General features: G+C 44.8%; 26 protein-coding genes. 6 read left to right on the top strand and 20 right to left on the bottom strand.

The genetic code is table 11. From position 1 onward, the window contains the following. Both AAAA78_RS15910 and AAAA78_RS15915 read right to left on the bottom strand, forming a co-directional pair. Complete coding sequence (locus tag AAAA78_RS15910; RefSeq protein WP_340593060.1) at nt 1–1362, bottom strand: sensor histidine kinase; 1362 nt, start codon at nt 1360–1362, stop codon at nt 1–3. After that, nucleotides 1352–2029 carry a response regulator transcription factor gene (locus tag AAAA78_RS15915; RefSeq protein ID WP_340593061.1) on the bottom strand — a complete coding sequence of 226 codons (678 nt, stop codon included), beginning with the start codon at nt 2027–2029 and terminating at the stop codon, nt 1352–1354. The genes AAAA78_RS15910 and AAAA78_RS15915 overlap by 11 nt, the downstream gene beginning before the upstream one ends. A gap of 146 nt (nt 2030–2175) precedes the next feature. Between AAAA78_RS15915 and AAAA78_RS15920 the strand changes: the two genes are divergently transcribed. After that, nucleotides 2176–2358, top strand: coding sequence for a hypothetical protein (locus AAAA78_RS15920; RefSeq protein ID WP_340593062.1), 183 nt, complete (start codon nt 2176–2178; stop codon nt 2356–2358). Nucleotides 2359–2453: 95 nt separating this feature from the next. On the opposite strand, the gene AAAA78_RS15925 is transcribed toward AAAA78_RS15920, so the two are convergent. The 18 genes from AAAA78_RS15925 to AAAA78_RS16010 form a co-directional block, all read right to left on the bottom strand. After that, complete coding sequence (locus AAAA78_RS15925) at nt 2454–3044, bottom strand: hypothetical protein (RefSeq protein ID WP_340593063.1); 591 nt, start codon at nt 3042–3044, stop codon at nt 2454–2456. 262 nt (nt 3045–3306) lie between these two features. Beyond that, nucleotides 3307–4719: an ATP-binding protein gene (locus AAAA78_RS15930; protein WP_340593064.1), complete on the bottom strand. Its 1413-nt coding sequence runs from the start codon at nt 4717–4719 to the stop codon at nt 3307–3309. Further along, nucleotides 4700–5374, bottom strand: coding sequence for a response regulator transcription factor (locus AAAA78_RS15935; protein ID WP_295905896.1), 675 nt, complete (start codon nt 5372–5374; stop codon nt 4700–4702). The genes AAAA78_RS15930 and AAAA78_RS15935 overlap by 20 nt, the downstream gene beginning before the upstream one ends. A gap of 249 nt (nt 5375–5623) precedes the next feature. Continuing rightward, a complete protein-coding gene (locus AAAA78_RS15940; protein ID WP_340593066.1) occupies nt 5624–6907 on the bottom strand; it encodes a flagellar hook protein FlgE in 1284 nt (427 codons plus the stop codon). A gap of 143 nt (nt 6908–7050) precedes the next feature. Then, nucleotides 7051–7482: a TIGR02530 family flagellar biosynthesis protein gene (locus AAAA78_RS15945; protein ID WP_340593067.1), complete on the bottom strand. Its 432-nt coding sequence runs from the start codon at nt 7480–7482 to the stop codon at nt 7051–7053. A gap of 1 nt (nt 7483) precedes the next feature. Then, nucleotides 7484–8488: a flagellar hook assembly protein FlgD gene (locus AAAA78_RS15950; protein ID WP_340593068.1), complete on the bottom strand. Its 1005-nt coding sequence runs from the start codon at nt 8486–8488 to the stop codon at nt 7484–7486. A 17-nt stretch (nt 8489–8505) separates the two neighbouring features. Further along, complete coding sequence (locus tag AAAA78_RS15955; RefSeq protein ID WP_340593069.1) at nt 8506–10350, bottom strand: flagellar hook-length control protein FliK; 1845 nt, start codon at nt 10348–10350, stop codon at nt 8506–8508. A 62-nt stretch (nt 10351–10412) separates the two neighbouring features. Continuing rightward, nucleotides 10413–11228: a MotE family protein gene (locus tag AAAA78_RS15960; RefSeq protein ID WP_340593071.1), complete on the bottom strand. Its 816-nt coding sequence runs from the start codon at nt 11226–11228 to the stop codon at nt 10413–10415. A 1-nt stretch (nt 11229) separates the two neighbouring features. Next, nucleotides 11230–11676 (bottom strand): flagellar export protein FliJ, encoded by a 447-nt coding sequence (fliJ, locus tag AAAA78_RS15965; protein WP_340593073.1) that lies wholly within the window; start codon nt 11674–11676, stop codon nt 11230–11232. Between the two features lie 53 nt (nt 11677–11729). Beyond that, complete coding sequence (locus AAAA78_RS15970) at nt 11730–13058, bottom strand: FliI/YscN family ATPase (RefSeq protein WP_340593074.1); 1329 nt, start codon at nt 13056–13058, stop codon at nt 11730–11732. Continuing rightward, nucleotides 13058–13849 (bottom strand): FliH/SctL family protein, encoded by a 792-nt coding sequence (locus AAAA78_RS15975; protein ID WP_340593075.1) that lies wholly within the window; start codon nt 13847–13849, stop codon nt 13058–13060. The genes AAAA78_RS15970 and AAAA78_RS15975 overlap by 1 nt, the downstream gene beginning before the upstream one ends. Next, nucleotides 13836–14870, bottom strand: coding sequence for a flagellar motor switch protein FliG (gene fliG, locus AAAA78_RS15980; protein WP_340593076.1), 1035 nt, complete (start codon nt 14868–14870; stop codon nt 13836–13838). Before fliG ends, AAAA78_RS15975 begins: the two co-directional genes overlap by 14 nt. After that, complete coding sequence (fliF, locus tag AAAA78_RS15985) at nt 14870–16519, bottom strand: flagellar basal-body MS-ring/collar protein FliF (protein WP_295906224.1); 1650 nt, start codon at nt 16517–16519, stop codon at nt 14870–14872. The genes fliG and fliF overlap by 1 nt, the downstream gene beginning before the upstream one ends. Before the next feature lie 56 nt (nt 16520–16575). Next, the gene (gene fliE / locus AAAA78_RS15990; protein WP_295906225.1) at nt 16576–16911 is read right to left on the bottom strand and encodes a flagellar hook-basal body complex protein FliE; all 336 of its coding nucleotides are present in this window, start codon (nt 16909–16911) and stop codon (nt 16576–16578) included. 109 nt (nt 16912–17020) lie between these two features. Next, nucleotides 17021–17464 (bottom strand): flagellar basal body rod protein FlgC, encoded by a 444-nt coding sequence (flgC, locus tag AAAA78_RS15995; protein WP_340593079.1) that lies wholly within the window; start codon nt 17462–17464, stop codon nt 17021–17023. A gap of 41 nt (nt 17465–17505) precedes the next feature. Then, nucleotides 17506–17919: a flagellar basal body rod protein FlgB gene (flgB, locus tag AAAA78_RS16000; protein WP_340593080.1), complete on the bottom strand. Its 414-nt coding sequence runs from the start codon at nt 17917–17919 to the stop codon at nt 17506–17508. Beyond that, a complete protein-coding gene (locus AAAA78_RS16005) occupies nt 17916–18758 on the bottom strand; it encodes a sigma 54-interacting transcriptional regulator (protein WP_340593082.1) in 843 nt (280 codons plus the stop codon). The genes flgB and AAAA78_RS16005 overlap by 4 nt, the downstream gene beginning before the upstream one ends. A gap of 8 nt (nt 18759–18766) precedes the next feature. Then, entirely contained in the window at nt 18767–21562 is a 2796-nt protein-coding gene (locus AAAA78_RS16010; RefSeq protein ID WP_340593084.1) for a tetratricopeptide repeat protein, read from the bottom strand. A 233-nt stretch (nt 21563–21795) separates the two neighbouring features. On the opposite strand from AAAA78_RS16010, the gene AAAA78_RS16015 reads away from it, so the two are divergent. The 5 genes from AAAA78_RS16015 to AAAA78_RS16035 all read left to right on the top strand — a co-directional run bounded on the left by AAAA78_RS16015 (nt 21796) and on the right by AAAA78_RS16035 (nt 26902). After that, on the top strand, nt 21796–22257 hold the full coding sequence (locus AAAA78_RS16015; protein ID WP_340593086.1) for a hypothetical protein: 462 nt from the start codon (nt 21796–21798) through the stop codon (nt 22255–22257). 32 nt (nt 22258–22289) lie between these two features. Further along, nucleotides 22290–23045 (top strand): MlaE family ABC transporter permease, encoded by a 756-nt coding sequence (locus AAAA78_RS16020; RefSeq protein WP_340593088.1) that lies wholly within the window; start codon nt 22290–22292, stop codon nt 23043–23045. Next, nucleotides 23042–23788, top strand: coding sequence for an ABC transporter ATP-binding protein (locus tag AAAA78_RS16025; protein WP_340593089.1), 747 nt, complete (start codon nt 23042–23044; stop codon nt 23786–23788). Before AAAA78_RS16020 ends, AAAA78_RS16025 begins: the two co-directional genes overlap by 4 nt. After that, complete coding sequence (locus AAAA78_RS16030; RefSeq protein ID WP_340593090.1) at nt 23788–24600, top strand: MlaD family protein; 813 nt, start codon at nt 23788–23790, stop codon at nt 24598–24600. Before AAAA78_RS16025 ends, AAAA78_RS16030 begins: the two co-directional genes overlap by 1 nt. A 91-nt stretch (nt 24601–24691) precedes the next feature. Next, nucleotides 24692–26902, top strand: a complete 2211-nt coding sequence (locus tag AAAA78_RS16035) for a fibrinogen-like YCDxxxxGGGW domain-containing protein (RefSeq protein WP_340593091.1) — start codon at nt 24692–24694, stop codon at nt 26900–26902. Nucleotides 26903–26915 lie beyond the last annotated feature (13 nt).

Below are 26915 nucleotides of genomic sequence, written 5' to 3' on the forward strand. Positions count from 1 at the left end.
CTAAGAACCAGAAATTACGGGCGGGAATGACACTTTGAAAGTCGTTCCCTTGCCTAAAACAAATTCATACTGCCAACGGTACAAGTCACAAATCGTTTTCACCCACGCTAGCCCCAAGCCTATGCCTTTTTGTGTGCGCACGACATTCGCACTTTTATTAAACGGCGAACCGATGCGCGACAAAACTTCGGCAGGAATGCCCTCCCCTAAGTCTCGCACTTGAAAAGATCCCTCGTGGAATGAGATTTCTACTTTGTCTTTTGAATATTTTAAAGCGTTGCTGAGGACGTTGTTTAGCAATTGCTCTAAGTGAAGAGGATTGCACAGCACCTGAAAGTCCGCGCCTTGAGTGACGTGAATACGATCGCCATAGATTTTTTTGAGATTCACAAGAACCGGAACTAAGAAGCCTTCAATGTTGATGACGTAAAGATTTCCCGGAATTTTTTGTGTGGTAAGCTCCGCCCAATCCAGAAAGCTTGAAACTGTTTGCGAAATTTTATCAATGTTGGATTGAACTTCTTGCACCGATGTTGCATCGACTTTGTATCTTTCAGAGATCACTTCAAAGTCGCGATTTACAATCGTTAGTGGTGTTTTCAATTCATGGGCCATCTGGAAAGTCCACGATTTCATGAACTTTCTGCTGACGTTGATTTTTTCAACCATGCCATTGAGAACCTGGATTAAATTGCGAAATTCGTCCTGCCGTTGGAAAGGAGCTTCCTTTGCATAACGCGATAAAGCCGCCGGAAGCTGTGGAAGCTCCGCATTGGCTTCAAGAGATTTCGTCACCTGGTTTAAGTACTGCGCCAGAGTTTTGATCGGCGAAAAAAGATAAGCCGATAAGAACCATGTTAAAATCAAAATAATCAGCAGAATTCCTGAAATCGCCCAGAGAGTTCTATTGTTCACATAGGTCAGAGAAATAAAACTCGCGTCAACGATAACACCCACTTGCAAAGTGCGCGTCGGAAATCGTGGAAGTTTTAAATTCAAAACTCTCACGAAGTGTTTTGGCGTTGTGAGCGTGATCCATTTCGGATCTTGAGGAATTTCCATTTCCAATAAATCGACGTTTTGCGTGGTAAAAAGGATCTCCCCTTCACGCGTGCGCACGATAAAGAATTTTCCTAAACGATCCGGTCCCAACTCTTCTGAAATGATTTGATCGGCCTCTTCGTCGTCGTAGGTTTTTAACTCAGAAAGTTTCGACTCAATAATCGACGTTGCTGTCTGACGAATTTGATCATCCAGAAACGACAAACGCTCCGTGCGAAAATAAGTTAGGAGAATTCCCGCTACAGACACCGTCGTCGCAATAAGAACCAGCAAAGAGATAAAGAAAAACTTACGTCTCAAGCCAGTACCCCACGTTGCGCATGTTCTTGATCGCTACAGAAGCGGAACTGGCCTCTAGTTTACGACGAAGATTGTTGATAGTGGCTTCGACAACTTTGGATTCAATTTCACTGGAAGATTGCCAGATTTCTTCTAAAAGAACTTCTCGAGGAAAAATCTTTCCCGGATTGGAACTGAACATGCAAAGAAGTTGAAACTCTTTTTGAGACAAAGCCAAGGTCGTTGTCTGAACCTTCGCGAGGCGTTCTTCTTTATGCAGGGTGAGATTTCCCACCCGTAAAATCGCGCGTTCATCGTAAAGACTTTTTCGACGTGTTAGAGCGTTTATACGTGCAAGTAATTCCACAGCAGAAAATGGCTTCGCAAGATAATCGTCAGCTCCTGCATCCAACGCCAACGCTTTTTCAGACGCAGTATCAATAGCGGACACAATCAGCAAACGGGAATCAGCAAAAGCCGTTTTGAGATTTGGGATCAAACTGATGGAATCAATACCATTTAAGATGCGATCCAAAATGATCACATGAGGATAGAAGGCTTTCGCTTTGAGAATTTGCTGCAATGACTCGACAGAAGTCGCAGATTTGACACTGTGCCCACTAGACTCCGCCAAGATGGAGATCTTTTTTAGGATTTCAGGCTCGTCATCGATTATTAGCAGCTTCATTGCGCTAAAGATGGCATCTCTTTTTGAAAAAATAAATCTCAATCTTGGAAACTTCCGAAGTTAAAAGAATTTTTAACTCCGAAAGTTGCTGGTGCCAGCCATAAAAGTATCCTTAGAAACACGAATAAACTTTTAAAGGAGTAAATATGCGTTTATCAGCTATTCTTGTTGTTGCTTTGATGGTTACTGGTCAAGTTTCCATGGCGGCAGGCAAATCAGAAACAAAAAAATTCCAAAAAATGTGCAGAGAAGAAAATCCAGGCGCTTCTAAAGCAGACGTTAAAAAATGCGTAAAAGAAAAAATCAAAGAAGCTAAAGCTGCAAAATAGTTTCTAAACTTCGTCTCTGGTTTCAAGACTCGACATTCTTTGCCAGCTCGAGAATTTAAAGCTCCAAGTAAATTGAACTTGGAGCTTTTTTTTATTTATCGACCATCATCACAATACATGACACCCGGAGGAAGAATCTTCCAACGGCACTTCATTCCACCAGCAGCAATCAACTCTGTTTCGATACGAGCAGAAGACTCTTCACCCTCAAGAGTAAACTCACGAACATCATCCACAAAAAACTGATCCTGAATAGATTCCGTGGCAAACGGAATCACCTTCGCCGCAAGCACACGACCACCACTCACCAAAGAAAACTTAAGCTCAAGCTTGGTATCCACATCAGGATTCTTAGAATAATGAACATCATACTTAGAGTTAAGAATACGAATGAAAACCAAAGACTCACGAGAGGAAAGATCAATCATCGCTCCTTGAATCATAGGAATCTCCGCCCCATTTTCAAGAAGCGACAGCTTCACATCAACATCCCCACGCAAAGCGCGTTTATTGACACGAAGGTCATACCCATAATCCAAACCCGTCGTAGTATAAGAGTAATAAGGAAAATCACTCTTAGAAGTACAAGGCTCCATACAAGATTTATCTCTAGTTTGAGCCAACACCGAAGCAGTAGAAAACGACATCACCAAAAGACTAAAAAGAGCCACAGCTTTGAATTTCATAAAAAGTTCCTTTGTTAATTTCATCAATCAAAACAAAGGGTGCAGATATCATTCCCAGAATAGAAACTTAAAGAGATTTTTGGGATTACCAAAGCCGTCTTGGTAATAGTTTATGAAAGCCATCTATATGGCACATGAGCGAAAATAGAGTCTCACCAAGAGAATCGCGTCCAGAGAGCTACATGACTAAGTTCTAAAACTACTGACGAAAATTGGAAGACACGAAGAACGTCATGAGTTTTGTTGGCGGAGGGCTACGTTTCTAAGACATCTTCTGCAAGAGGACTTCGAATTCAGTTCCGTGTCCGTCTTTAACGGGACTGCGAACGGAAACTTTTCCGTCATGGGCTTCAACAACGGCCTTTACAAAAGTAAGTCCCAATCCCATTCCGTATTCAGAGCGACTTTTATCACTGCGATAAAGTTTTTGCCAAATCATGGCGTGCTCATCTGGAGAAATCCCAGGACCCGAATCGGTTACGCGCACAATAACGTTTTCAGTTTGATTGATAGTTTCAATTGTCACTTCTCCGCCTGACGGAGTGTATTTATGCGCGTTATCCAAAAGGTTTGCAATCACGCGACTAATAAGTCTCGCGTCGACAAGAGCCCAATCATGAGTATCTAGTTTTTGAATGACTTTGATGTCTTTTTCTTCAAAAGCCATTTCGTAAAGACTCATGATCTCTTTAACGATTTCAGAAATATATTTCTTTTCAAGTTTTAATTTTTTACTGCGATTTTCCGCTTCGGTGATATCTGTTAAGACTTGCAGGAAGTTCAGAATCTTGTCGGAGTTTTCATAACAGCTTTGCAAAGCTTCTCTGTAAGACTCAACATCCCCTTCACTTGTTAAAGCCAACTCGGCACGTCCGCGAAGTCTCGTAACCGGTGTACGAATATCATGAGCCAAGTGATCGAAGGCTTCTTTAAGTCCACCAACAAGTCCCTCGATTTTATCGAGCATCTTATTGCAAAGAACTTTGAGTTCTTCGAGTTCATCGTCACTGCCGCCGACAGGAACACGTGTTGAAAGAGAACCGCTTTCGATTTTTTTCATCGACGTGATGAGTTCACGCACAGGGCTGAGTGTTTTATTGGAGAGAAATAACCCTCCCAAAAATCCTATCAAAGCTACCGGCAAAAGGAGCCACCAGAATATTTTTTGTAAATTTCTTAACTGGAGGTTCAGACCCTCAGTACTTTTAGCGACGACGACGCGATTGCCATCTTTCAAGATACGTCCTATGAAGATCACAGAATCACTGCCATGAAGTTCCGGCATAGAAAAATCAAAGCTGTGAGCTTTCTGTCCTAACACTTCAATGCGAAGAGATTCCGTATCGACTTTGAAATTAGGAAAAGGCTCATGAAAGAATAAAACTTCACCACGCGGTGAAATGACCGACACTAACAGAGCAGCATCACGATCGTAGTTTGGAATATAAGCAAAATAATCCTGAAAGTCTTGCAGCCCCCGGATCTCAATGCGATTGCGGTACTCTTCGACTTTGGCTTCAAGAACGACACGCTCTTGATTTTGAAGAGCGTGGCTTATTTGAAAATAAAGAAAACTGAAGATAACTGTTGAGCTGAGGATCAGCACTAAAGAGTACGCCAGGGTCAATTTAGTGCTGATTCGGAAAAGCGTCGGTTTAAGACGACTTAAGAACATATCCTACACCTCTGACTGTATAGATAAGTCGTGTAGGGAAATCTTTCTCTAACTTGTTGCGCAGACGACATACTAATACGTCTACCACGTTTGTTTGAGGATCGAAATCATAATTCCAAACTTCTTTAAGAATAGTCTGTTTGCCGATGATCTTGTTCGGATTGCTCATGAAAAGATCCAACAAAACAAATTCTCTTTCTTGAAGATCCAACTTGCGACCCGCGCGAACCACTTCACGGTTCAAACGGTTCAATTTCAAGTCTTGGAAAACCAATGAAGTGACTTCTGAAGCTTTTTGGGCGCGTTTCAAAAGATTCTTCACGCGAATTTGTAGTTCGGCCATCGCAAAAGGTTTTGTGAGATAGTCATCTCCACCCATGCTAAGACCTTTCAATCGGTCATCAAGTTCACGAAGGGCGCTGAGGATAAGAATGGGAGTATTCACTTCCTTTTCACGAAGTGATTTTGCAAACGTGTAACCATCCATCTCTGGAAGCATCAGATCCAAAACGATGATATCGTAATGGTTGGTCAATGCACGCTCATAAGCGCGGCGACCGTTTGATTCAACTTCGACTTCACCTTCAAGTTCGCCGAGGCCTTGCTTAACGATTGTTGCAATTTCGTTATCGTCTTCAACTACCAAGCATCTCATTTGGAGTCACCTTTGTTACGTTCATGTTATTTGTGAGGCTAGGATATATCAGATTTGTTTCTAAACAAAAGGTGCAAATTTCATAAATGGGCCTAAACAGGCCATTATTACACAGTTTTAATCGACACCGTGTTGGGTATTGCAGAATTGAAACCCGTTTCGCTCTGAAACACAGTTGCAAAAAATAAAAAAACAGGCTCCTGGTCAGGGAGCCTGTGACATGGTCTTTATAGGTCTAGTTAGCTAGGATTATCTCTTAAGTTGGATAACCTCGTTCAAAAGTTCATCCGTTGTTGTGATTGTCTTCGCATTGGCTTGGAAACCACGTTGGTTTTGGATCATGTTTACGAACTCTGTCGCCAAGTCTACTGTAGATCTCTCGAGAGATTTCGCAAACAATTTACCGCGACCAGCAGCACCCGGGCCACCCAGAGAAGCTGTTCCAGAATCTCTAGATTCTTTCAAACGGTTGTTACCAACTTTGAAAAGAGCTTCTGGATTTTCGAATTTCGCCAGAGCGATCTGAGCCAAGTCAGAAGCTTGTCCATTCGAATAAACTGCCGTCAAGATACCTTCGTCGTTGAACGACAAACCAGTGATCGTACCAGCTGCCGCACCGTCTTGATGCCAAGAGATAAGGTCTGAGTTTTTACCGTACTGTTTCGTACCGTCCAAACCTTTACCGCCGTCTTTAATCGCATCACCGAAGTTCAATTTCACTTCTTGTCCTTGAAGAGCACCGCCCTTGAAGTTGAAGCTTGATTCTGTTGTCTCTTGGCTGTCAAGTTTACCGTCCACTGTGAACGTCAACTTACCAGCACATACTTGAGACAACATTCCTTCGTCCCCGCCAGTGATTTCTTTACCGTCCACAAGGCCTTTGAATTCCCACTCACGGTCAGCCACTTTGTTGAAGAAGAAGCTTACCAAGTGTTTGTTACCTTGAGAGTCATACATCTCAACACCTGTAGAGTAGTGAGAAGTTGAATATGGATCTTTGATATCGAATTTCTTAGTCGCTTCCATGCGCGAGTCTAAGTTCAGATCCAACTTCAATTCTTTCGTTGCTTTCGCTGGGATCAAGGCGCGAGGGAATTTGATATCCGTCATTTTGTTAACGATATTGCCTTTCTCGTCAGTCGAGAAACCTTGAACTTTTTGATTGTCGTTAGTTACCAAGTAACCTTCGCGGTCAAAGTGGAAAGATCCGTCACGAGTGTAAGACTCGCCATCAGAACCTTTTACTTTGAAGTAACCGTCACCAGAGATTGCCAAGTCAGTTACTTTTTCTGTCGCGTCGATATTACCTTGAGTCAAGATAGGATTTACTGCACCGATCTTCACACCGCGACCGATTTGGTTACCACCAAGAATACCTTTTAAGTTTTTAGAAATGATATCTTGGAATTCTGCACGGCTCGCTTTGAAACCGACAGTGTTCGCGTTGGCGATGTTGTCCCCGATAACACCCAAAGCTTCGCCTTGAGCAGTCATACCAGACACACCTGTGTAAAGAGATGAAAGAATACCCATGTGACCTCCATGTCGTTGGCGTCTTCAATCGGAATCCGCCGTTTGGAGGGCCTCCTCTACGAGGACCAGCCCTAATTCTTTTTATTTAATTTTTCTAACTAAAGTTAACTAAGCCCATCCACTCTGCTAACTTTTCTTTGCGTTTAGATCACTACCGTTGAGTCGATGTTCGTGAACACATTTTCTTTCAATGCATTCTTGTCCATCACAGTCACAACTGTGTTGTTCTTCACGCTGACGATCAGTGCGGAGTCATTCATTAACACTAATGAATCCTTCGAACCTTTCGCCGCCGCTCTCGAAATCGCGTCTTGCAGCTTCGTGATATCCTCAGGTGAATAACTTATTCCCCGAGTTTTCATCCGCTCAATCGCGTGATTCGAAAACTTCACCCCTTCAGCGGCCTTGGCAAGACCTTGAGGATTCACTTGCCCGATGTTCTGAGGCTTGAAGCCTCCGATATCTTGCAAAGTCTCCTTGAAGGAGGGTCCCGTGCCCAGATCCGGTTGTTTCACCTTCGCTGGTTGCTGCGGAACGAGTTGATCTAGAGTTTGTATCTTTTTTAAGTCCACCATTTTATTTCGCCGTCTCCTTAGCGATCTTCTCCATCATGTCGCGGGATAAACCCACTGTGTTGAGGATATTAGATTTTGCCGCAGGAGCCGGAGATGGTGAAGCCTTTTGTTGCTCTACATTCCCCTCTTTTACAGTTTGTCCTTTAGCATCATCTTTTTTCAAGTCTAGGTTTGTAACATCATTTACTTTCTGGTCGTTGCTCATAAGACGAGGGTCCGTAATCTTTTTCACGTCAGAGAAGCGAATCGCTTGATTTCCAACGTGCAGAACAGGGCCTTCATTCGAATAACTCACGCCTGTGATGATTCCGTCGAAGTCTGTCTTCAACGCAATTTTCTTTCCGTCTGCGCCTTTTGCTTCCGCCATGAATTGATATTCACCAGGAGCTGCTTTCATCGCTCTGTCATCTTCACCGTTCCAAGTGAGTTTGTTTTCACCCTTCTTGAGACCTTTCAGATTGTAAGTGCGAACCACAGTTCCCTCGGAGTCACGAACTTTCACCGTCACTTCACTTGCTTCCATCGGCAAGTTGAATTTGAAATCGTGATCTTTGTCCGTCGGTCCACGCACCACTTTCGAAGAATCACCCGCAACTGCTTTACCGATCAAGTTCAACGCTTGGAAATTTTCAGAAGGTTTTTGTCCGTTCTTCATTTCTTCCAATGTTTTGTTCATGTTCTGCATTTGCTCGAGTGAAGAGAAGTTTGCAAGCTGTGCTGCCATTTCATGACTCTTCAATGGATTCGTTGGATCTTGATTTTTCATTTGCGCAAGCATCAGCTTAAAGAAAGCATCTTTATCCAAATTTGGATTTCCCACCGTACGAACTTTTTTCGATGGATCTGTCCAATTCGGATCGACAATTTTATTTAAGACGTCGCCGACGTTTTCACCGCCGACTTTTTCTTTATCAAGAGCACTGATATTGGAAGCTCCTGCGTTCTCAGGTTTCGTTGCTGTCGCCCCGAATGCATTCACTCCTAGTTTGGTACTCATGACTGTCATGCCTTACTCCTTCTAAGTTAAGCTACAAGATTCAATCCGCTGCCTTTGCCTTCAACATTGCGTGCACGCGCGGTGCTCGATGTTTCGATGGGTTGCAAAGGATCGCGACCACGATTTCCATAACCTTTCAAGTTTGGCATTTCCAAGAAAGATTCTTTACGTCCTTGTGAACCGAAGTTTTCATTAAACTGGTTCCAGAATTGACGATTCTGATCTCTTTGGTTTTGTCCATTCATGTTGGTTTGGTTTTGTGTCGCCGTATCCGCAGACGCTGAGTTCACAACATCCACTTTCACATTTTCCATCGAGAGCTTGTGAGCAGCAAGACTGGTTTTCAGTTCAGCTAGACTAGACTCAATCGTCTTCTTAGCCTCCTGAGTATCCGCCGACATCTGCAAATTCACTTTGCCGTCTTGAAGCATCACTTTGAGGTGAATCGTCCCCATGCCCTCAGGGGTCATTTGAACTTTCATCTCGCCGCCACCTTTTTTAATCAGGTATTGCGCTTGATTCATAAGTTGCTTCACAGCCGCTTCGTTTTCTGCAGGATTCGCCGGGGCTGTTGGAGCCGCTGCCGCCATAGGAGCTGCCGCGTTCATTCCCAAAGTTTCACCTTTGATAGGTGCTCCGTGAATGCCCTCAAGCCCTGTCAGACTGCTTTTGAAGTCCGCAGCTTTTTCCACAAGCTTCGTCGCTGCTTCCTTACCGCCGGTCATCATTTTTGCCGCTGGCTCTTGCGAGTTTTGCTGCATGAAAGATTGACCTTGCGATTGATTTTGGAAGAACTCTTGGCTCGCTTTGTTTTGGACATTCGGAATTTGTCCTTGCATTGCGATCGGAGCTCTTTCCAATTTCGGAGCTTGCGCTGCTTGTTGGAATTCATCCATCAATGCTGGATTTTCTTCTGTCGCCGCTTGCTCCTGGGCTTGCTTTGCTTGAGCCGCTTGTTTTGCTGCTAAAGCTGCGAGCAACGCCGGAGACATCGCCTCTTTCATTTGCCCTTGCAAATGCGGAGGCAACTCTTCAAGCTTCGGCCCTTGCGCCGCCGCCGGAGGAGTTTGTGGCATTTCTGTTTCAGGAACTTCCATTGGCATTTCATCTTGAGCGATGTCCGCCATAGAAGAAGAATCATCCATCATCATTCTTTGTGCTAACGACGCATCCAACGAAGGCATGTCCGTCGGAGCCGCTTTAGGCTCCTGCCTCATCCAAAAACTTTTATTCAAGCGATCGACGGAAGCACCCATGGCATCTTGTTTGCCTTGAGCCGCTGCGATGCGCGCTTGCATATGTTGTTGAGACATACCCGCACCCACAGCCATTTCTGGCGCAGGTTTTGGTTGTTGCTGTTGTGGCATTTGGTTCAATTGAGTTAGCAAAGCCACATACATCGCTTGCGCTTTGTCTGCGTCTTCATCACTCAAACCTAATTGCTCAATGACAGCATTCGCTGTTGCTTCGGGAGATTGGGCGAGTTGTTTGTCGTCCAGCTGGGCCATCGCCTCCACAAGTCGTGTGGGGGATATTTCGAATTCACTCTCGAAAGAGTCCATGAATTCCTGAATTGCCTTCTGTCGAACCGTCGCCTTTTTACTTATCTTCCCGTCGGGTTTGCTGACCTCTTCCGTCTTCTTAGCTTCGGCTTGTTGAGGCTTTGGATCATCTTGATCTTTGGGCTTCATCTCGCGTTGCGGTGAATCTTTCACTTCTTTCGGGTCTTTCGAAGTTATTTTTTCTTCGAGAGCCTTTCCGAATGAAGATTCGGAGCCGGAACCTTTGAAATCCTTATCCACCGTTCTTTCCGGTGAAGATTTCAAATCGGTCGCACCCACCATGGGAGGGCCGACTATACTTTGTAACAAACCTTCCTCCTTCCTTGGAAAAAGTTTTATTGCCGTTCGCTGCTTCAGCTTCGCTCTGCGGGCTACCGCCCAGCGGGCGAACGTCGCTTATAACCAGCAAACATCTCAGATAACACCTGAGCCTTTTCTGGCTTTAATAAATTCATAATATCAGCAGCATTCTTCTTTTTCATACGACCAAGTATTTCAACTGCCAAATCCTCGTCCATTGTCTCAAAGACTTTAGCCGCTTGCGGTGGCTTCATATTCGAGTACATCTGTACCAAGGTATCGACTTTCTGGTCATCAGCCTTGACGCGATCTTCGAGCATCGAAGAAATTTTCGTTCTCATTTCTTCAAGCTCTTTCAAACGTTTTTCGAGATCCACTTTTTGAACTTGCAGTTCAGCCTCCATGCGATTGAGTTCTTCTTCACGCGCATCGAGTTCTTTTTTTCTTTCATTGAGTTTTTTAAGGTGATCAATTTCTGCAGAACTCATCGTCGCTGGAGCTTCCGCCGCTGCTTCGGCGTTGACTTGCTCTTGCGCTGCAGGAGCCGATGCTGCGGGTTTTTCAGGATTTTGTGCAACTGCCTCACCTGTCATCTGAATTTCTACGCGCTTAATTAAATTTTCTACTTCGTCGTGATTTTGAAAACCCCACACGGCGACAAGAAGTCCCATGAAAGAAACGCCTACCATTTTCCAAGGCACAGAAGCTTTTTTTCTTTTTTTAGGAGCGCCCATTTTCATGCGACGGCGGATTTGTTGTTCAACGTCTTCAGAGGCAAGATCAAGATGCAAACGCGTTGCTGAAGGATTTTTCTTAAACTTCACGCCGCCTTGTTGATCGGCGACCTTGCGTGCATTCTGAAAAAATTGATCGTATCCGCTTTTCATTTTATTCCTTCACGGCTTTAAAGCGCAGGATGCTTTGTTCATCCATCTCTTTTTGGTCCTGAGCGAGACGATCCTGTTTGTATTCCTCAAACTTGTTTTCTCGCATCTTCTCCATAATTTTATATTCGAGCGCGCATTGTCGCAAAATTTCTCTCTTGGACTCGACCAATTTCTCGATTTCTTGAAGTTTTTGCTTTTGCCTGTGGATGCGGATTTCCTGGCCTTTTAGGAACTCATGGATCTGCGAAAGAGCTGGACCTTGGGCTCCCCCCTGACTGGCGAAAGCACCTGCCTGCGCGTGGGCATTGGTTTTTTGCCCTTCCATGTGATTAAGGCGAGCCATTTCTTCATTGAGAAGCATCATGGCCTCTTGAAAATCTTTTTGAGCTAAGTTTTCTTTGATTTTACGGTGCTCGAGAACTTTTTGGAGTGGGAATTTGAATTTCATAAGATATTACTCCAGTTCCGGGCCTCCAGCCCTGCACACTGTGGGCCCCAGCCTTAGGCATTCACAAGGATTTGCTGCATTTGGCGAACTGTTTGCGTGAAGGTTGTCGGATCTTCGACTCTCTGTTTAAGGAAGTCGTTCACTTGATCGATCACTTTCACCGCTTTATCGATTTTTGGATTTGATCCCGGTTTATATGCACCAATGTTAATCAAATCTTCAGCATCTTTATAAACAGCCAAGGTCTCGCGCAGTTTTTGCGCCAATTTTGCGTGTTCAGAAGATGTCACAGCCCGCATCACACGACTTGCACTTTGCATGATATCAATCGCAGGGAAATGTCCCTTTTGCGCCAAGGCACGACTAAGAACAATGTGCCCGTCGACGATGGAACGAACAGAATCTCCGATAGGATCATTCATATCATCACCTTCAACGAGAGTTGTGTAGAATCCCGTGATACTGCCTTCGCCTTCAAAAGATCCCGCACGTTCCAACAACTTCGGTAAAGTCGCAAACACGCTCGGTGTATAACCTTTTTGTGAAGGAGGTTCGCCAGTGCTAAGACCGATCTCCCTTTGCGCCATTGCAAAACGTGTTACAGAGTCCATCATCAAAAGAACGTTTTTACCTTGAGAGCAGAAATACTCTGCCAAGGCTGTGGCAACGTAAGCACCCCGCATACGAAGCAAAGGACTTTGATCACTCGTCACACAGACAACAACAGATCTTGCCATCCCTTGCGGACCCAAATCGTGCTCGATAAATTCACGCACCTCACGGCCACGTTCACCGATCATTGCAATCACGTTGACGTCAGCATTAGTATTTCTCGCCATCATCCCTAATAGAACGGATTTACCAACACCCGAACCCGCCATAATTGCGACACGCTGACCAAGACCTGCGGTTAATGCGCCATTAATAGCTCTGATACCTAAATCAATAGGTTCGCGAATAGGCCGTCTTGCTAGAGGATTGCGAACTTCACTATAAAGAGGAACTTCTCGGAAATGTTCAACTTCACCTTTGTCATCCAAAGGGCGGCCTAAACCATCCACCACACGGCCTAAGAGTTCGTCTCCGGCACGGACCGTGGCGATTTGACGAGCCAGAGTGATTTTGGAACCCAAAGCCACGCCTCTCATGTCATTCAGAGCCATCATCAATACATGTTTGTCTTTGAAACCGACGACCTCAGCAAGAAAAGATTTTTCCATGCCGCTCGGATTGATTTTCACGATGCTACCGACACTGGCACCTGGAAGATAGCCTTTGATAAGCATGCCATTGACTTCCGTCACCTTCCCGCTATCGCGAGTTAAGTGAATGGAGTCAATAACGTTGGCGTACTTATCCAGATTCAGTTCAAGCTCGTTCATTAACCAGCAATCCTGTTTTTTACTTTGGGCATGTTTTCAGCAAGAGTGGTCCAAAGCTGTTCGATACGTTGTTCAATGCGCGCATCGACTTCACCGTAATTCGTTTCAACGATACAACCGCCGTCTGAAATTTCCTGATTCGGTTCAAAGCGGATGCGTTTTGCGAATTCAAATTCACGACCAGTTTCTTTTTTAAGCTCTTCAAGGAACTCAAACTGGGATTGAGAAACATGAACCGTGATATTCTCTTCATCTTGTGAAAGGCTCACGGCATCGCGAAGGATTTGCACCATCGCTTCGTTATTACCTTTCAATTCCGCTTTCGCCAAACGAGCAGCCATACGGAAAGCCAACTGAACCAAATGCGCTTCATTAAAAGAAGCCATTTCAGTTTTCATGTCTTTGATTGTATTTAAAAGCGTATCCAAAGTTTGCATACGCTCGGCGATTTCTGCTGAAACCGCTTCAAAAGCTTCCCTGCGGCCTTCTTCCAAACCCAAATTATAAGCTTCTTTGTAAGCGCCTTCTTGGATCTCTTTAAGTTTCTCAAGGGCAGCGGCTTCGACTTTTTCTTCTTCGCTGACTTTTTCGACTTCATCGATTCCCGTTTGCACGCGAACCGCGTCGTTCATGCGGAAGTCAGAGCCTTTGCTTTTTTCAGCAAGATAATTCAAAGCCTGCTCGGGTGTGCCCAGGTCAAAACGAACGGGCACGAAATCCAAGACTGTCTTTTCTGCCACTTCCTTAGGAAGGACAGACTTAGCTGCTCTGCTAGAATTAGACCATTGCATCTTCCGAACCACCTCTTGCAATCAAGATCTTTCCTTCGGCTTCCAAACGTCTTGCAACGTTGACGATCTCTTGTTGCGCCGATTCTACGTCTGACAAACGAGAAGGTCCCATGTTCGACAAGTCTTCGCGTAACATCTCGGCCGCACGAGCTGAGATATTTTTGAGAATCTTGTTGCGAATGTCTTCGCTGGCTGTTTTGAGAGCCAAAAGAAGTTTGTCGTTTGGAACTTCCTTGAGAAGCGCCTGGATACCACGGTCGTCGATTTTGACGATATCGTCGAAAACGAACATAAGCTTGCGGATCTCTTCCGCCAAGAGAGGATCTTTCTCTTCCAGGCGCGACATGATCGCTGTTTCCGTGTTCTTGTCCATAACGTTGAGCATTTCGGCAACCGGTTGAACTCCACCCAAGGCAGCTTGTTCAACAGTGGCAGTATTTGATAATTGATTTTTCAAGACGCGGTCGATTTCAGCGATCAACTCTGGATCGACATGTTCCAAGTTCGCCATACGCAGAACCACTTCGGCTTGAAGCGCTTCTGGAAGACGTTTTAGAACCTCGCCTTTTTTCTCTGGTTCCAAGTGCGCTAAAATCACCGCGACTGTTTGCGGATGTTCATTCACTAAGAATGTCGCCAAAGATTTCGCATCGACCATCTCTAAAGATTCCAACGAGCGCGAGCCACCCGAAGTGATATTCAAACCCCCGAGGATACCGCGGGCTCTTTCTTCACCCAGAGCATCGACGATCGTGTCTTTGGCGGAGATATTTTCAGAGAAGATGTAATCTTCCGTTTCAGAAACCATTTCATAGAATTCTTCAAGCACACGTTTTGTCACGTGCACAGGAACGACGCGCAGTTTGCTCATTTGATTGATGAGCTTACGGATGTCAGCGTCATCCATACGGCGAAGAAGGACTTTCACCGCGTCACGGCCCAAGTAGTTGATAAGGATTGCGGCCTTATCAAAACCTTTTAGATTTTCATACTCGATATTATCGGCCTTATGTAGTTTCATTAGCTATCCTTCCTAACAAGCCACATACCAAAAGCATTGGCTGCTTTCTCTTCGTCGCGAGACATGGCCGCCATAATGCGGTCCTTAAGAAGTTCGCTCTCTGCCTTTTCCGGATCGATAGATTCCTGCAACACAGGAAGAGCCGTCGACATACCAGGAAGAGTGTTATCCACAGATTGAAGTTCTTCGAGTTCCTCAATAGTACGAGGAAGCATTTCTTCCACGGAATCCTGGAAGCTGTCGGTAATCCATTGCATGAATGGACGAACCACGATGAAGAAGAACAACGCCAAGCTGAAACCAAGCAATGCCCATTTGAACAATGCATGGATCAACTTCTTGCGCTCAAGAGTCGTAAGAATCTTGTCAGCTTCAGAGAAGTCTTCAGGTTGAAATTGCATGTTTTCAATTCGGACACTGTCACCGCGAGCGGAATTAAAGCCAATCGCATTTTTAACCAGATCTTCGTACTTTTTAAGTTCTTCCGCTGTACGAGGTTGGTATTTTGTTTCTGTTGTGCCGTCTGGTTTTGTCGTTGTGACCGCCATACCGTCAACCACGACAGCGACACTCACGCGCTCCAAGTTTCCCGCTGCTTCACGGATGTTGCGCACAGTTTTTGGAACTTCATAGTTTGTTGTTTTGATTTCTTTTTTAACGTCTTGCTTGAAACCCACAGTTCCTTGATCTTCAGCACCAGGAAGATTTGACCGGGAACCTGGAACACCGGAAGGATTTGTACGGGCGCCATCCAAAGATTCTTCTTCAGATTGTTGCGAGCGAATCGCTGTCTTATCTGGATCTACGGATTCTTCCACCGAAGAAATAATACGGTGATTAAGAGTTGCATCGACTTTCGCCACGACTTTTGCGTGACCTACAACTTTAGAAAGAATGTCTTCGATACGATTTTCAAGATCGCCTTCGATTTTTGCTTTCAGATCCAACAATTCGTTCGATCCACCCGTCGCTCCGTTTTCCTGACGAGTCAGAACTTTACCGCGCTCATCAAGAACCGTGACTTTATCCGCATCCATGCCTTCAACAGCATTGGCAACCAGGTAACGGATACCACGAACTTGATCTGGAGTGAGTTCTTTGCCTTGATGAAGTTCAACAACAACAGATGCTGTGGCGGAACCGCTTTCTTCAAGGAAAGTTTTTTTGTTTGGCAATGCCAAGATCACTTTGGATTGCTTCACCGCTGTCAAAGTATTGATGGCTCTCATCAACTCACCTTGAAGGGCTCTTTGATAATTGATTTTTTGGGCGTAAGAGTTCATCCCGAAATCTTGCTTATCGAAGATCTCAAGACCAATTGATCCCATTTTTGGAGAACCGATTTCAGACATCAACGTCATTTGCGTTGAGTGCAAAAGTTCCTTAGGAATTGCCACTGTTTTACCTTCGTCGCGCAACTGGAACGGAATATTTTTTTCGTTCAACTTCGCAACGATGGTAGAAACTTGTTCAGTAGGAATGTTTGTGAAAAGAGGAACGTAGTCTTTTCCAGAAGCCATGAAAACCATCGTAAGCAAAGCCACGATAGCAATGACTGTAACCGCAACGACCGAAAGTCTTTTGGTTGGTCCCAAATTTTTAAAGAACTCGCGAAATTGGACAACCAATCCACCAAAAATTTTATTCAAGACAACCCCTCCGCCAAACTAACCTAAACTTCCAAACTCAAATAAAAACTAAAGAATCAGACCTGCATCTTCATGACTTCTTGGTACGCATCAATGATCTTGTTGCGTACTTGCACCATCACTTTGAGAGCGATGTCTGCTTTTTCCGCTGCAATCATGACGTCGGCCACATTGTCTGTTTTGCCTGTCGCGAGATTTTGCATGGCTTTATCTGAAGCCTTCTGCATTTCATTCACGCTACCAACGGCGTCTTTTAGGGTGTCGGCGAAGCTCTTGCCAGTATCGGATGTCGAACCAACTGATGAAGGGCTCTCGATGCTTAACGACTTGGAATCACGAATGCTTCCTGTGTCGAGAAACCTGTTTGCATTTGATACAGTAAAACCCTCCATGGCTTCACCTTCTCCTATATAAAAATTGTAATATAAATAAACTCAAAAAAACCTAAAATTTTGCCGCGGTCTAGGAAAATTACTCCGGCAACGCCGGAGTGCTAATCAGCTACCTGCCGATCTCCAGCGCACTGAGTGCCATATCCTTTGACGCCTGCAAAGCCGTCACGTTCGCCTCATAGGAACGCGATGCCTGTATCATATTGGTCATCTCTTCCATAAGGTTGATATTAGGATATGCGACGTATCCGTCAGCATTTGCATCGGGATGGTCGGGTTCGTATTTCAACAGCGGCGCTTTACGATCCGAAATAACATCCGTCACCTGGACCCGCTGAAAGTTTCCTTTCGGGTCTGTTGACGTGATGATCTCACCAAAGTTTTTTGCATCCGGCATTGCTTCAAAGACCACGTCTTTTCTGCGATACGGTCCGCCTTCAGGAGTCTGGGTCGTATTGATGTTGGCGATGTTGCTGGCAATGGTATTCATGCGCATTCTTTGCGCTGCCATACCACTACTGCTTACTCTCATCCCTGTTAAGAAATCAGCCACTAGCTACTCCAGTTCCGGGGCTCCGCCCCTCCACACTGTGCCTATCGGCCCTCAGTCGCAGCGTATTTGAGTGCCGCCATTTTTTTATTAATCAATTGAAGTGCTGCTTTGTACATGATCGCGTTTTCTGACAAAGCGGACATTTCTTTTTCCACGTCAACGGTGTTGCCGTCGTTGTTCACAGCACCTTCTGGATCGTCATAGATATCGGGGCGAGTTTTACTAACGGAAACTCCTCCGACACCGAAGTGTTGTGAATCGCTTGTGCTTAGGGCATTACCGCCATCCAAATCCAGAGCTCTTTGCAAAGCTCCTTCAAAATCCATCTTCTTCGCGTGATAACCCGGAGTCTCTGCATTCGCGATATTCGACGACGTAACATTGTGACGAAGCTGTCTCATCGACAATGACGTGGCGAGAGCGTTGGTTGTTTTATCGAAGAGTCCACTACTCATAAAACACCTTCCTCCTTGTATTCGTTGAGTTTATTTCTCAATGTTCTAATACTAATGCCTAACATCTGTGCTGCGCGCGTCCGGTTCTGTGCCGTCAGCTCCAAGGTCTGTATAATAAGACGCTTCTCGACCTCAGAAAGGGACATTCCAGGAGCAAAATCCAAAGCCATATCTTCAACGACAGCCTCAAATTGAATGGATTCGGGCCCAATGAGTGAAGATTTTGCAAGAACCACGGCTCTTTCCAGCACGTTTTCAAGCTCGCGGATGTTGCCAGGCCAGTTCCAAGAGTTCAAACGGTCAAAAGCTTCCGCCGTCAAACGAAGGCCGCTTTTTCCGTGCATGATCTGCGCAACTTCCAGAATAAAATTCACGATATTTTGAAAATCCGTCGTGCGATCTTCCAGGCGCGGAATTTCAAGGTGAACCACCGCCAATTTATAAAATAAATCCTGACGGAATTGTTCTTGTTTCACCAACGCACGTAAATCGCGGCGAGATGTTGAAATAAATCTGGGACGGGAACCATCGGTTCTTTCCACAAGTTTCATCAAATCGTTTTGCAAAGCAGGACTCGCGCAATCTAAATCTTCAATCAACAAAGTACCGCCGTCGACTTTGGAAAAATCAAAACCACCGGCATTTTTGCAATCAAGACAATAAAGACGCGGTGAACGGCTTTTCGTGTATGTGTAACGGGCCAAACTCGTTTTACCCACACCCGCTTCACCCACAATCAATAAACTTGCTTGGGTCGCGGCCAACTGCAAACTGAGCTGCTTTACTTCATGCATTCTTCTGTCTTCAATGTGTAAAGCATCAAAATCAAAGTACGACATCAAAACTCCTATTTGCCTTGCTCGTTCTCAGACATCGCTGGAATTCTTTTGATATATTTCTTATAACCATCGCGCCATTCGGAATTCTTAAGCTGCTCTTGCGCTAAGTTTTTCCAGAACGCACTTTTTTCACCTTTAAATTCATTCCAAACTTCTGCGGCCTTTTGAATTTCGCCCCGCTTGAAATAAATCTGTCCTAACTTATAACGAATGGAAGAAAGAGGACGGCTTTCTTCATACTGTTCAAGAAGCTTGTCGTAAGAAGCAATTGCTTGTTCTTGCTGGCTCTTTTCCAAATGAATATCGCCCATCATTTCCAATGCTTTGGCATGAACTGAAGGAGCGACTTTGTCAGAGTCTTTTTCAAGCTTATCCACCATTTCCAGGGCTTGAAGAGCTTCCGGAGAACGACCTTGTTTCAATTGCAGTTCAGCGAGTTTCAAATAAGGTTCGGCAACCAATTCAGGTTGACCTTTCCAGGTGCGAAGAAGCTCGCCCAAATACCGAATCGCCGACTCGTTATCTCCGCGCTTTTCAAGCAAGCGAACGGCGATGTTAACGCGTTCAATTTGTGCGTCTTCTTTGAGTTTTTCTGGCGTTTTGATATTTTTCAAAAACTCATAAGCTTGATTGTATTTGTGCTCTTGTGCGAACACGGCCGCCAAACGAAGATTCAGTTCGTCTTCAGACGGAATTTCTTCCTTTACTTGAATCTCTTTGGCTTCGGGAGTTCCGCGAATGGCGTAAACGCGATTCAAAACATCTTTATAATATTTCTCGGCCTCAACAGGCACGCCACCCATTTCAAAAGCGCGACCGACATTGTACTTCGTATCCAAACGCTTTGAATTTTTAAGCCAGCTATCCGCATACTGAATATGAGTTTTCAGAGCCGTGATAAAATCGCCGTGATCAATTTCCGACTGAAGTTTGTCGTTGATGTTCGCAACGATACGGTTCGTGATCAAAGGCACGTCCACAGATGTCGGATGTTCTTTGTAGTACTTCGACAAAAGATCAATCGCCTTTTGGTTTTCTTCTCGACGAGTGTAACCATCGGCCACCATCACCGTTGAGAACTGCTCGATATTAGGAAGATCAATTTTTTTAGCCAAAGACATGATTTCTTCCACGGCATTGTTCACTTCTTTTTGTTTCATGCCCTTCATGCGGGCACTGAGCAAACGCAAGCGGGCAATGACGGCACTTGGGCTTTCTCCGTAACGGAAATAAGTTTCCAAGTACGCACCCATCACGCGGGACTTATCCACGCCGAAGATTTCTAAAAGTTCACCCATGCGAGTCATCGCAAAAGCGGCGTGATCACTGCTTGGGAATTTTTTTACGAATTCACGATAAGCATCCAAGCTTTGGTTGTAGTTCTTCATCCAGAACAAAGACTCTGCTTGGTTGTAGTAAGCATTTGGATAGTAGTTCTGACCTTCTGGATATTTCTTTAGAGCGTTTTTATAATCTTCAACGGCTTTTGTGTAATCTTTTGCACGCACCCACACGTCACCACGGCGGAAAGCGGCTTCCACTTTCAAATCGCGATTGGAAGAATTTTTCTCGACATCATCAAACTGAGCAACGGCATCTTTCCACTTATTCAGTTTCATGAACGCAAGACCTGTGCCCAAGCGAGCTAGATCTTTTGAAAGAGAATTTTTATCCGTAAAGTTTTTGTTATCGATATGTTCTTTGAACAAGCGAAGCGCACTTAAATAATCACCTTTGTCCAAAGCAAGATAGCCGATTTTCAACGACGTTCTTTCCGCCAAAGGAGATTGCGGATATTTTGCGATGGCTTCTTTATATCTTTGAATCGCTTCGTCGTAATCTTTAGGACGGTTGCTTTCTTCCCACAAAGCCAAATGCACATCGGCCGTCATATAATCAATGACTTCGTTGTATTCTGATTGTGGATATTTGTCTTTAAACCACTCTTGGGTTTTCAAATAAACCGCATATCTTTTCTTTTCAAAAAGAGTCAAAAGAAGACGTGCTTGTTTGTTTTCTTCCGTGGATTTTGGCGACACTTGATAAAAAGTCGGAGTCACCTTCATTTTTTCCCAATAACCCACCGGAGTCTCAAGCATTGGAAACGGGATATAATAGTTATCCTTGGCACGAATCATCGCCTCTTCTTTGATTTCGTAATCCTTCACAGAAAAACGACTGTAATCTGGATCGCCACCATCAAAGATACCGGACTTAACGGATTCATCATTTTGTGCAACCGCAACGCCTTGACCGGCAATGGCCAAGGTATCTGCTGTTGCAGGTTTTCTATTCTTAGCTGCTTTTTCAGTTTTAGCTTTTGCTACTGGTTTAGCGCCTTTAGCAGGAAGCTCTGTTGGCAGAGTTTCTTCTTTTTTCGCTACAGGCTTTGCTGCTTTTTTGACTTTAGCATTTGGATTTAAATAGAAATCCATGATCAAACGTGACGGTTGATCTGTCAGATAATCAAACGTATCGATATCATCACCAGAAAGCGTGAATTGAATGACGTGCTTACCATCTGGACCTTTTTGATCGACAGTCACGCCTTTAACAAAGTCACTTTTAAATGTAGAAAGAGATTGAATCGTAGAGTCGTCCAAAGCAGGTACTGTCATTTGCACGACAGTTTGACCTTTGTTTTCAAGGCGTTTGACGTCATAGTCCCAATTCTGCTGACCCATCAATTCCATGTGAACTGTATCACCTTGGAAATTGATCACGCCATTGACCTTGCCAGCTTGCGCTGAAGCTAGACCAAAGAATAGGCATCCTGCCACAACTAATAATCGCAAAGTGTTCACTCCTTGAACCCCTTCTTTTCCCTTCTTTGTGCTGTTGCACATACGGTGCCAGGTCTTTCCAAGGTCCATTGGCAAATAAGTTCAAGATGGGCAAAAAGTTTCATAGAATTTCTGGCGGGGCCGACAAACTCATGACAGGGACCTTGGTCCTGTTTTGCTGGATCAAGACTGAATTTTCCCTCAGAAGATTCCGATAGATAGGTGCTATGAGAAACCACTTCATTGTTTGCATCATGAGTTTACTTCTTGGAAGTTGCGTGTCGGTACAACTCCCCGGCGGCAAAGTCACGTCCGCTAAGGATGTCGACTATTCTGCACCCGGTTCACCGTTCAAAGAAATGAGCGGAGGAAATTCCGATAAAGCCTGGATCAGCGAAAAAACAGGCAATACGATTTCCTATCTTTCCGAATGCGGCAGCAACAGCGAGCCGACACTGCAACAACTTGAAACGGATTCTCTAGGAGCCCTTTCTGATTTGCATATTCTAAAGAGCGAAGAAGTTTCCTTTAACGGACGCGCCGCTCGCGAAAGTATTTCCCAAGGAAAAATTGACGGCGTCCCGGTGCAAATCGCGTTGATGGTTTTTAAAAAGAACGGCTGCAGCTATACACTCAGCTACGGTGGAGTTGAAAAACAGTTTTCTTCAGAACAAAAATACTTTGAAAACTTTAAACAGAACTTCAAGGCACCTTAATGAATAATATCGGCCTGCCCTTTACTGAATTCATGATCGAAATCCTGCGATTCATCGGAGGCGTTGGTCTTTTATTCAGAGACGTTTGCAAAGAACTTTTCCGCGGAAAGTTTTATTGGAAACTGGTGGCCGAGCAGATTTATCAAATCGGTTTAAGATCCATGCCTTTGATCGTTATCACCGCTGTGAGTATCGGAATGGTGATGTCTTTGCAATTCGGTTTGGGGCTGGAAAAATTCGGTGGAAAACTCTACGTTCCAAAACTTTTGGCGGTCACGATCTTGCGTGAAATGGGACCGGTCTTTACAAGCTTGATGCTAGCCGCTCGCGTGGGAGCTGGTATCGCCAGTGAAATCGGCAGTATGGTTGTAACCCAACAAATCGATGCAATCCGAGCTTTGGGAACCTCGCCGATTAAAAAAATCGTGATTCCAAGAGTTCTTGCGGCTCTTGTCACTCTGCCGATTCTTGTTTCGATGGCCAACATCGTGGGTAATGCCGGTGGTTTGATTGTTGGCGCAGTTGAGTTGAATCTCGATCCTAATTTTTATCTTTTGAAAGTTATGACGACTTCAAGCATTCAAGATTATCTTTCCGGTTTTGGTAAGACTTTCTTTTTTGCTCTCTTTATCGCCGTTCCGTCTTGTTATTTTGGCTTGACCGTGAAAAACGGAACCAAAGAAGTCGGTATTGCAACAACTAAAGCCGTCGTGGTCTCTTCTATTTTGATTGTGGTGGGAGATTTCTTTTTATCTAAACTCTTTTGGATCTTCGAGAAAATGATATGAGTGAAAAAAGAGAAGGCGTCATTGAAGTTATTGATTTTCACAAATCCTTTGGGAATAAAAAAGTTCACCAAGGCGTGAGTTTCTATGTGAGAAAAGGCGAATGCTTAGGTTTGATCGGAGGATCAGGAACCGGAAAGAGCGTTCTTTTGCGCAGTCTTGTCGGTCTTGAAAAACCGGATCGCGGGCAGATTCTTATTAACGGCGTTGATGTCGCTCCGATGGGTGAAAATGAACTTATCGAAATACGAAAAAAAGTGGCGTACGCCTTTCAGGGTGGCGCGTTGTTTGACTCCATGACGGTATTTGAAAACCTCGCCTATCCCTTGCGTGAACATTTCAAACTGAGTGAAAACGAAATCACCACAAAGATTCTAGAACAGCTTCAAGAGTTCGGCCTTGAAGGTTCTGAAAAACTTCTTCCCGGAAATCTATCTGGCGGTATGCAAAAGCGTGTGGGACTTGCTCGCGCGATGATGATGCATCCTGAAGTCGTTTTGTATGATGAACCGACGGCGGGCCTTGATCCTTACAATACGAAACGCATCCAAGAATCTATTCTAAGTTTAAAATCCAAGGGAGTGACCTCTATTCTTGTCACTCACGATATGCCCACTGTATATGCCGTTTGTGACAAAGTCGCTTTGCTTTTAAACGGTCGTATCGGTGAACAATACACAATTGAAAAGCTCAAGCAGGAACCTGCCGGAGCCATGAGCCAGTTTATCAACGGAGAAAGTGCCTAATGGAATCACACACAAGCACACAACTCAAAGTCGGAATCTTTCTTGCCATCGGAATTGTTGTGATCTTAAGTTCGATCTTTTTCTTGGGAGCCGACAAAGCCCTTTTCACATCTTATGTGCGAGTGCACGCTCACTTTGAACAAGTGCAAGGTCTTTCTGCAGGAAGTGTTGTTTCCTTGTCCGGTGTGACAGTCGGTAACGTTGAAGAAATCACTTTCTTACCAGAGATCAATTCACTCGACGTAAAAATGCGAATCAACGAAAATTACATCGGCCGTATTCGTCAGGGTTCTCAGGTAGAGATTCGCACGCAAGGTGCTTTGGGCGATAAATTTGTCTTTATCATTCCCGGAGACCCTCGTGGTGCGGTTGTGAAGGAAGGCGATGTGCTTGATGTAGCGAAAGCCACCGATCTTTTTGGAATTATTTCCGAGCGCGGGAATGAAGCTAATAAAATTTTCGATATCATCACGGAGCTTCAAAAGATCACTCATACGATCAACTCTGAAAATCGTCTGGGCCGTATCATGGGAAATCTTGAAACAGCGACGACACATTTAACGCAAACAAGTAAAGACGCGCAAAAATTCATGTCCGAAGCTTCAAGTCACGGCGGCGGAGAGAAGTTTGCAAAATCCATCGACAGGCTTGATGCGATTCTCACAAAAATCGACAAAGGCCAAGGCACTCTGGGTGCCCTTATCAACGATCCTTCCCTGCACAACCAGTTAAAGTCCGTGCTAGGCGGAGCGACTCGTAAAAACAATATCAAGAATCTTCTGCGCACCTCGATTGAAAAAGAGGAACAGTAGCATCTGCTGTCTCGCGATGAGACAGCATTAAATATTCCTCAGATTATTTTAAAATTCTTCGGACGACTTAACAAGATGCCGATAAGAATTCATGACCTGGAACGTCGTCGGCTTCTTTCTTTTATTTAGTATCCCTTCGTGGGCGATTAACACTTTGACTGAAGGTTACCATTTGGGTGCGAGCTCAAAGGTCTCCGTGCAAGGTCATGGCACATGTCGGACGTTTTCAAACTCCAATGGTACAAAGAATTTTTTCCTTCCAACAAAAACATCGACGGCCTACTCCACGTTCATATCGAACAAACCCTCTCCGGTGACATACGATACTTGCCAATCCTGTTATGAAATCAAAACTAACAGCGGCGATTACCTCGGTAATAACGTGTATGATATTGACCCCGACGGCGCTGGCGGAGCAGCTCCTATTAAAACTTATTGTGATATGACTACACAAGGTGGCGGATGGACGCTGGTGTGGTCGAACACGCGCAATGGAACTAATAAACCTGCATCGGGTTTGACTTACGACCAAACTGTCACTTCGGTGCCTCGTTGTTCAACAGCCAATAGCAGCACGAGCGACTATAGCGGTAACTGCTCAATGATCAGCTCCAACAAAGAGGCTTTCAATTACTTTCTGGGATTGAACAATTGGAATAAAATTGGTCGAAACAAACGCTATATGGAACTCATGTATCAATGGAGCAGTGACAATGGCGCTGGCACTCAGCAAGAAGCGCGTATGAGTGTGCAGAATCTGGATCCACTTTGGTCGTACACATTAAGTCTTAAAAACTTAAATCAAACAGTAGGGAGCCAAGCTCCAGGTCTCATGGCTCTTCACAACGGTTATGCACTAACAACAATGGATAGGGACAACGACACGCATGCCAGTTACAATTGCGCTGGCTATTTTAACAATTCTCCTTTCTGGTTTGCAGCTTGTTGGAGCGGCTTTCTTTACGGTGGCGCTGAAACAAGCGTCGGTGGATATTACAACGGTGCTTATTGGTATGGAAGTTTGAAGCAATGGGGTGATGCTACAGGCAATGGCGCCGGTAACGGATGGATGTATGTGCGCGAGTATCCGTATTATGCGAGTTGTCTTGAGTTAAAAAATCTCGGTGGTATTAGCACCTCCGGATACTATCAAATTGATTCCGATGGGCCGGGCGGAAATGCCCCTTATCAAGTTTACTGTGATATGACCAACGATGGTGGAGGCTGGACAAGAATCTTTCGTCACAACATCTCCGCAGGATATTTTGCCACTGTGACCGAGGCACAGTCTTTCAATGAGGGAACTCCTTCCTCAACCAAATATTCAATTTTGAATAAAATCAAAGATTTCAAAACTTATGATCGCTATGTCTTTCGCATCGACTGGCCAAGCGTTCCGGCACAAAAAAATATTTGGGTGCAAGCCACCGATCCCAACGATGATGTGAACGTCACTAATTATTTAGGAATAAACATTTCTTCCACCACCAATGCTTGGGGTGGTCTTGAGTTAGGTAACGGCACACACGGCCCTGTGAACGGCAACAAGAGCTATCTTGACGGCTCCGTTAATATTGGAAACTACTATTATGCGATCGGCTTAACAGCTCCTTGGGGAACTCCTGGAGGATATCCCGCTGCAGACGCTGTTGCGGGTTCGGGAGTGAGTGTCCCTGAAGTAGAACTTTGGATTAAAGAAGCTTCGATGCCTTCGACAATTCCAAAAAGCTGTAAAGAGTATCGCGATCTTGGCTACAACTACGGAAGCGGCACTTATGTGATTGATCCTGACGGTGCTGGAACTGGAAATCCTCCTTTCCGCGTTTTCTGCGAAATGGTTGTTGATGGAGGAGGATGGACACTCGTGGCTTGGAATTACGGAAACACAAGTGCCACAGGAATGGCAGCCACATTCCTCACGACGCCTGTGAATCCTTCCAATATTCATCGCCATGCCGAGTTTTCAGGAGGCGGCCTTGCTTCGATTAACGTCGAATCTTTTTCTTCTTTAGTGAATTCCACAGACGCGATGCTGATTGCACCCGCCTACACTGGATCACCCTTCATTGATAACGGCTTGGGACAATGGAACTACAATTCCACTCGATGTGCGGGAACCCTTCGCCACACAAGTCGCACAGCCGGATGTGCGGGACAAACTGCAAATGACAACTACAATTCTTCCGATCAATTCAATATCTCTGTTAACTCCGGAAACGAGGGCATTGTTCCCGGTTACATCGCAACAGAGCTTTGCTATAGTGGCAAAGGCTGGTGTAACTTTGGTTTCTATTTAAGATAAAAAAGCTGGCCCA

Source organism: Bdellovibrio sp. BCCA, from assembly GCF_037996825.1.
Lineage (GTDB): Bacteria > Bdellovibrionota > Bdellovibrionia > Bdellovibrionales > Bdellovibrionaceae > Bdellovibrio.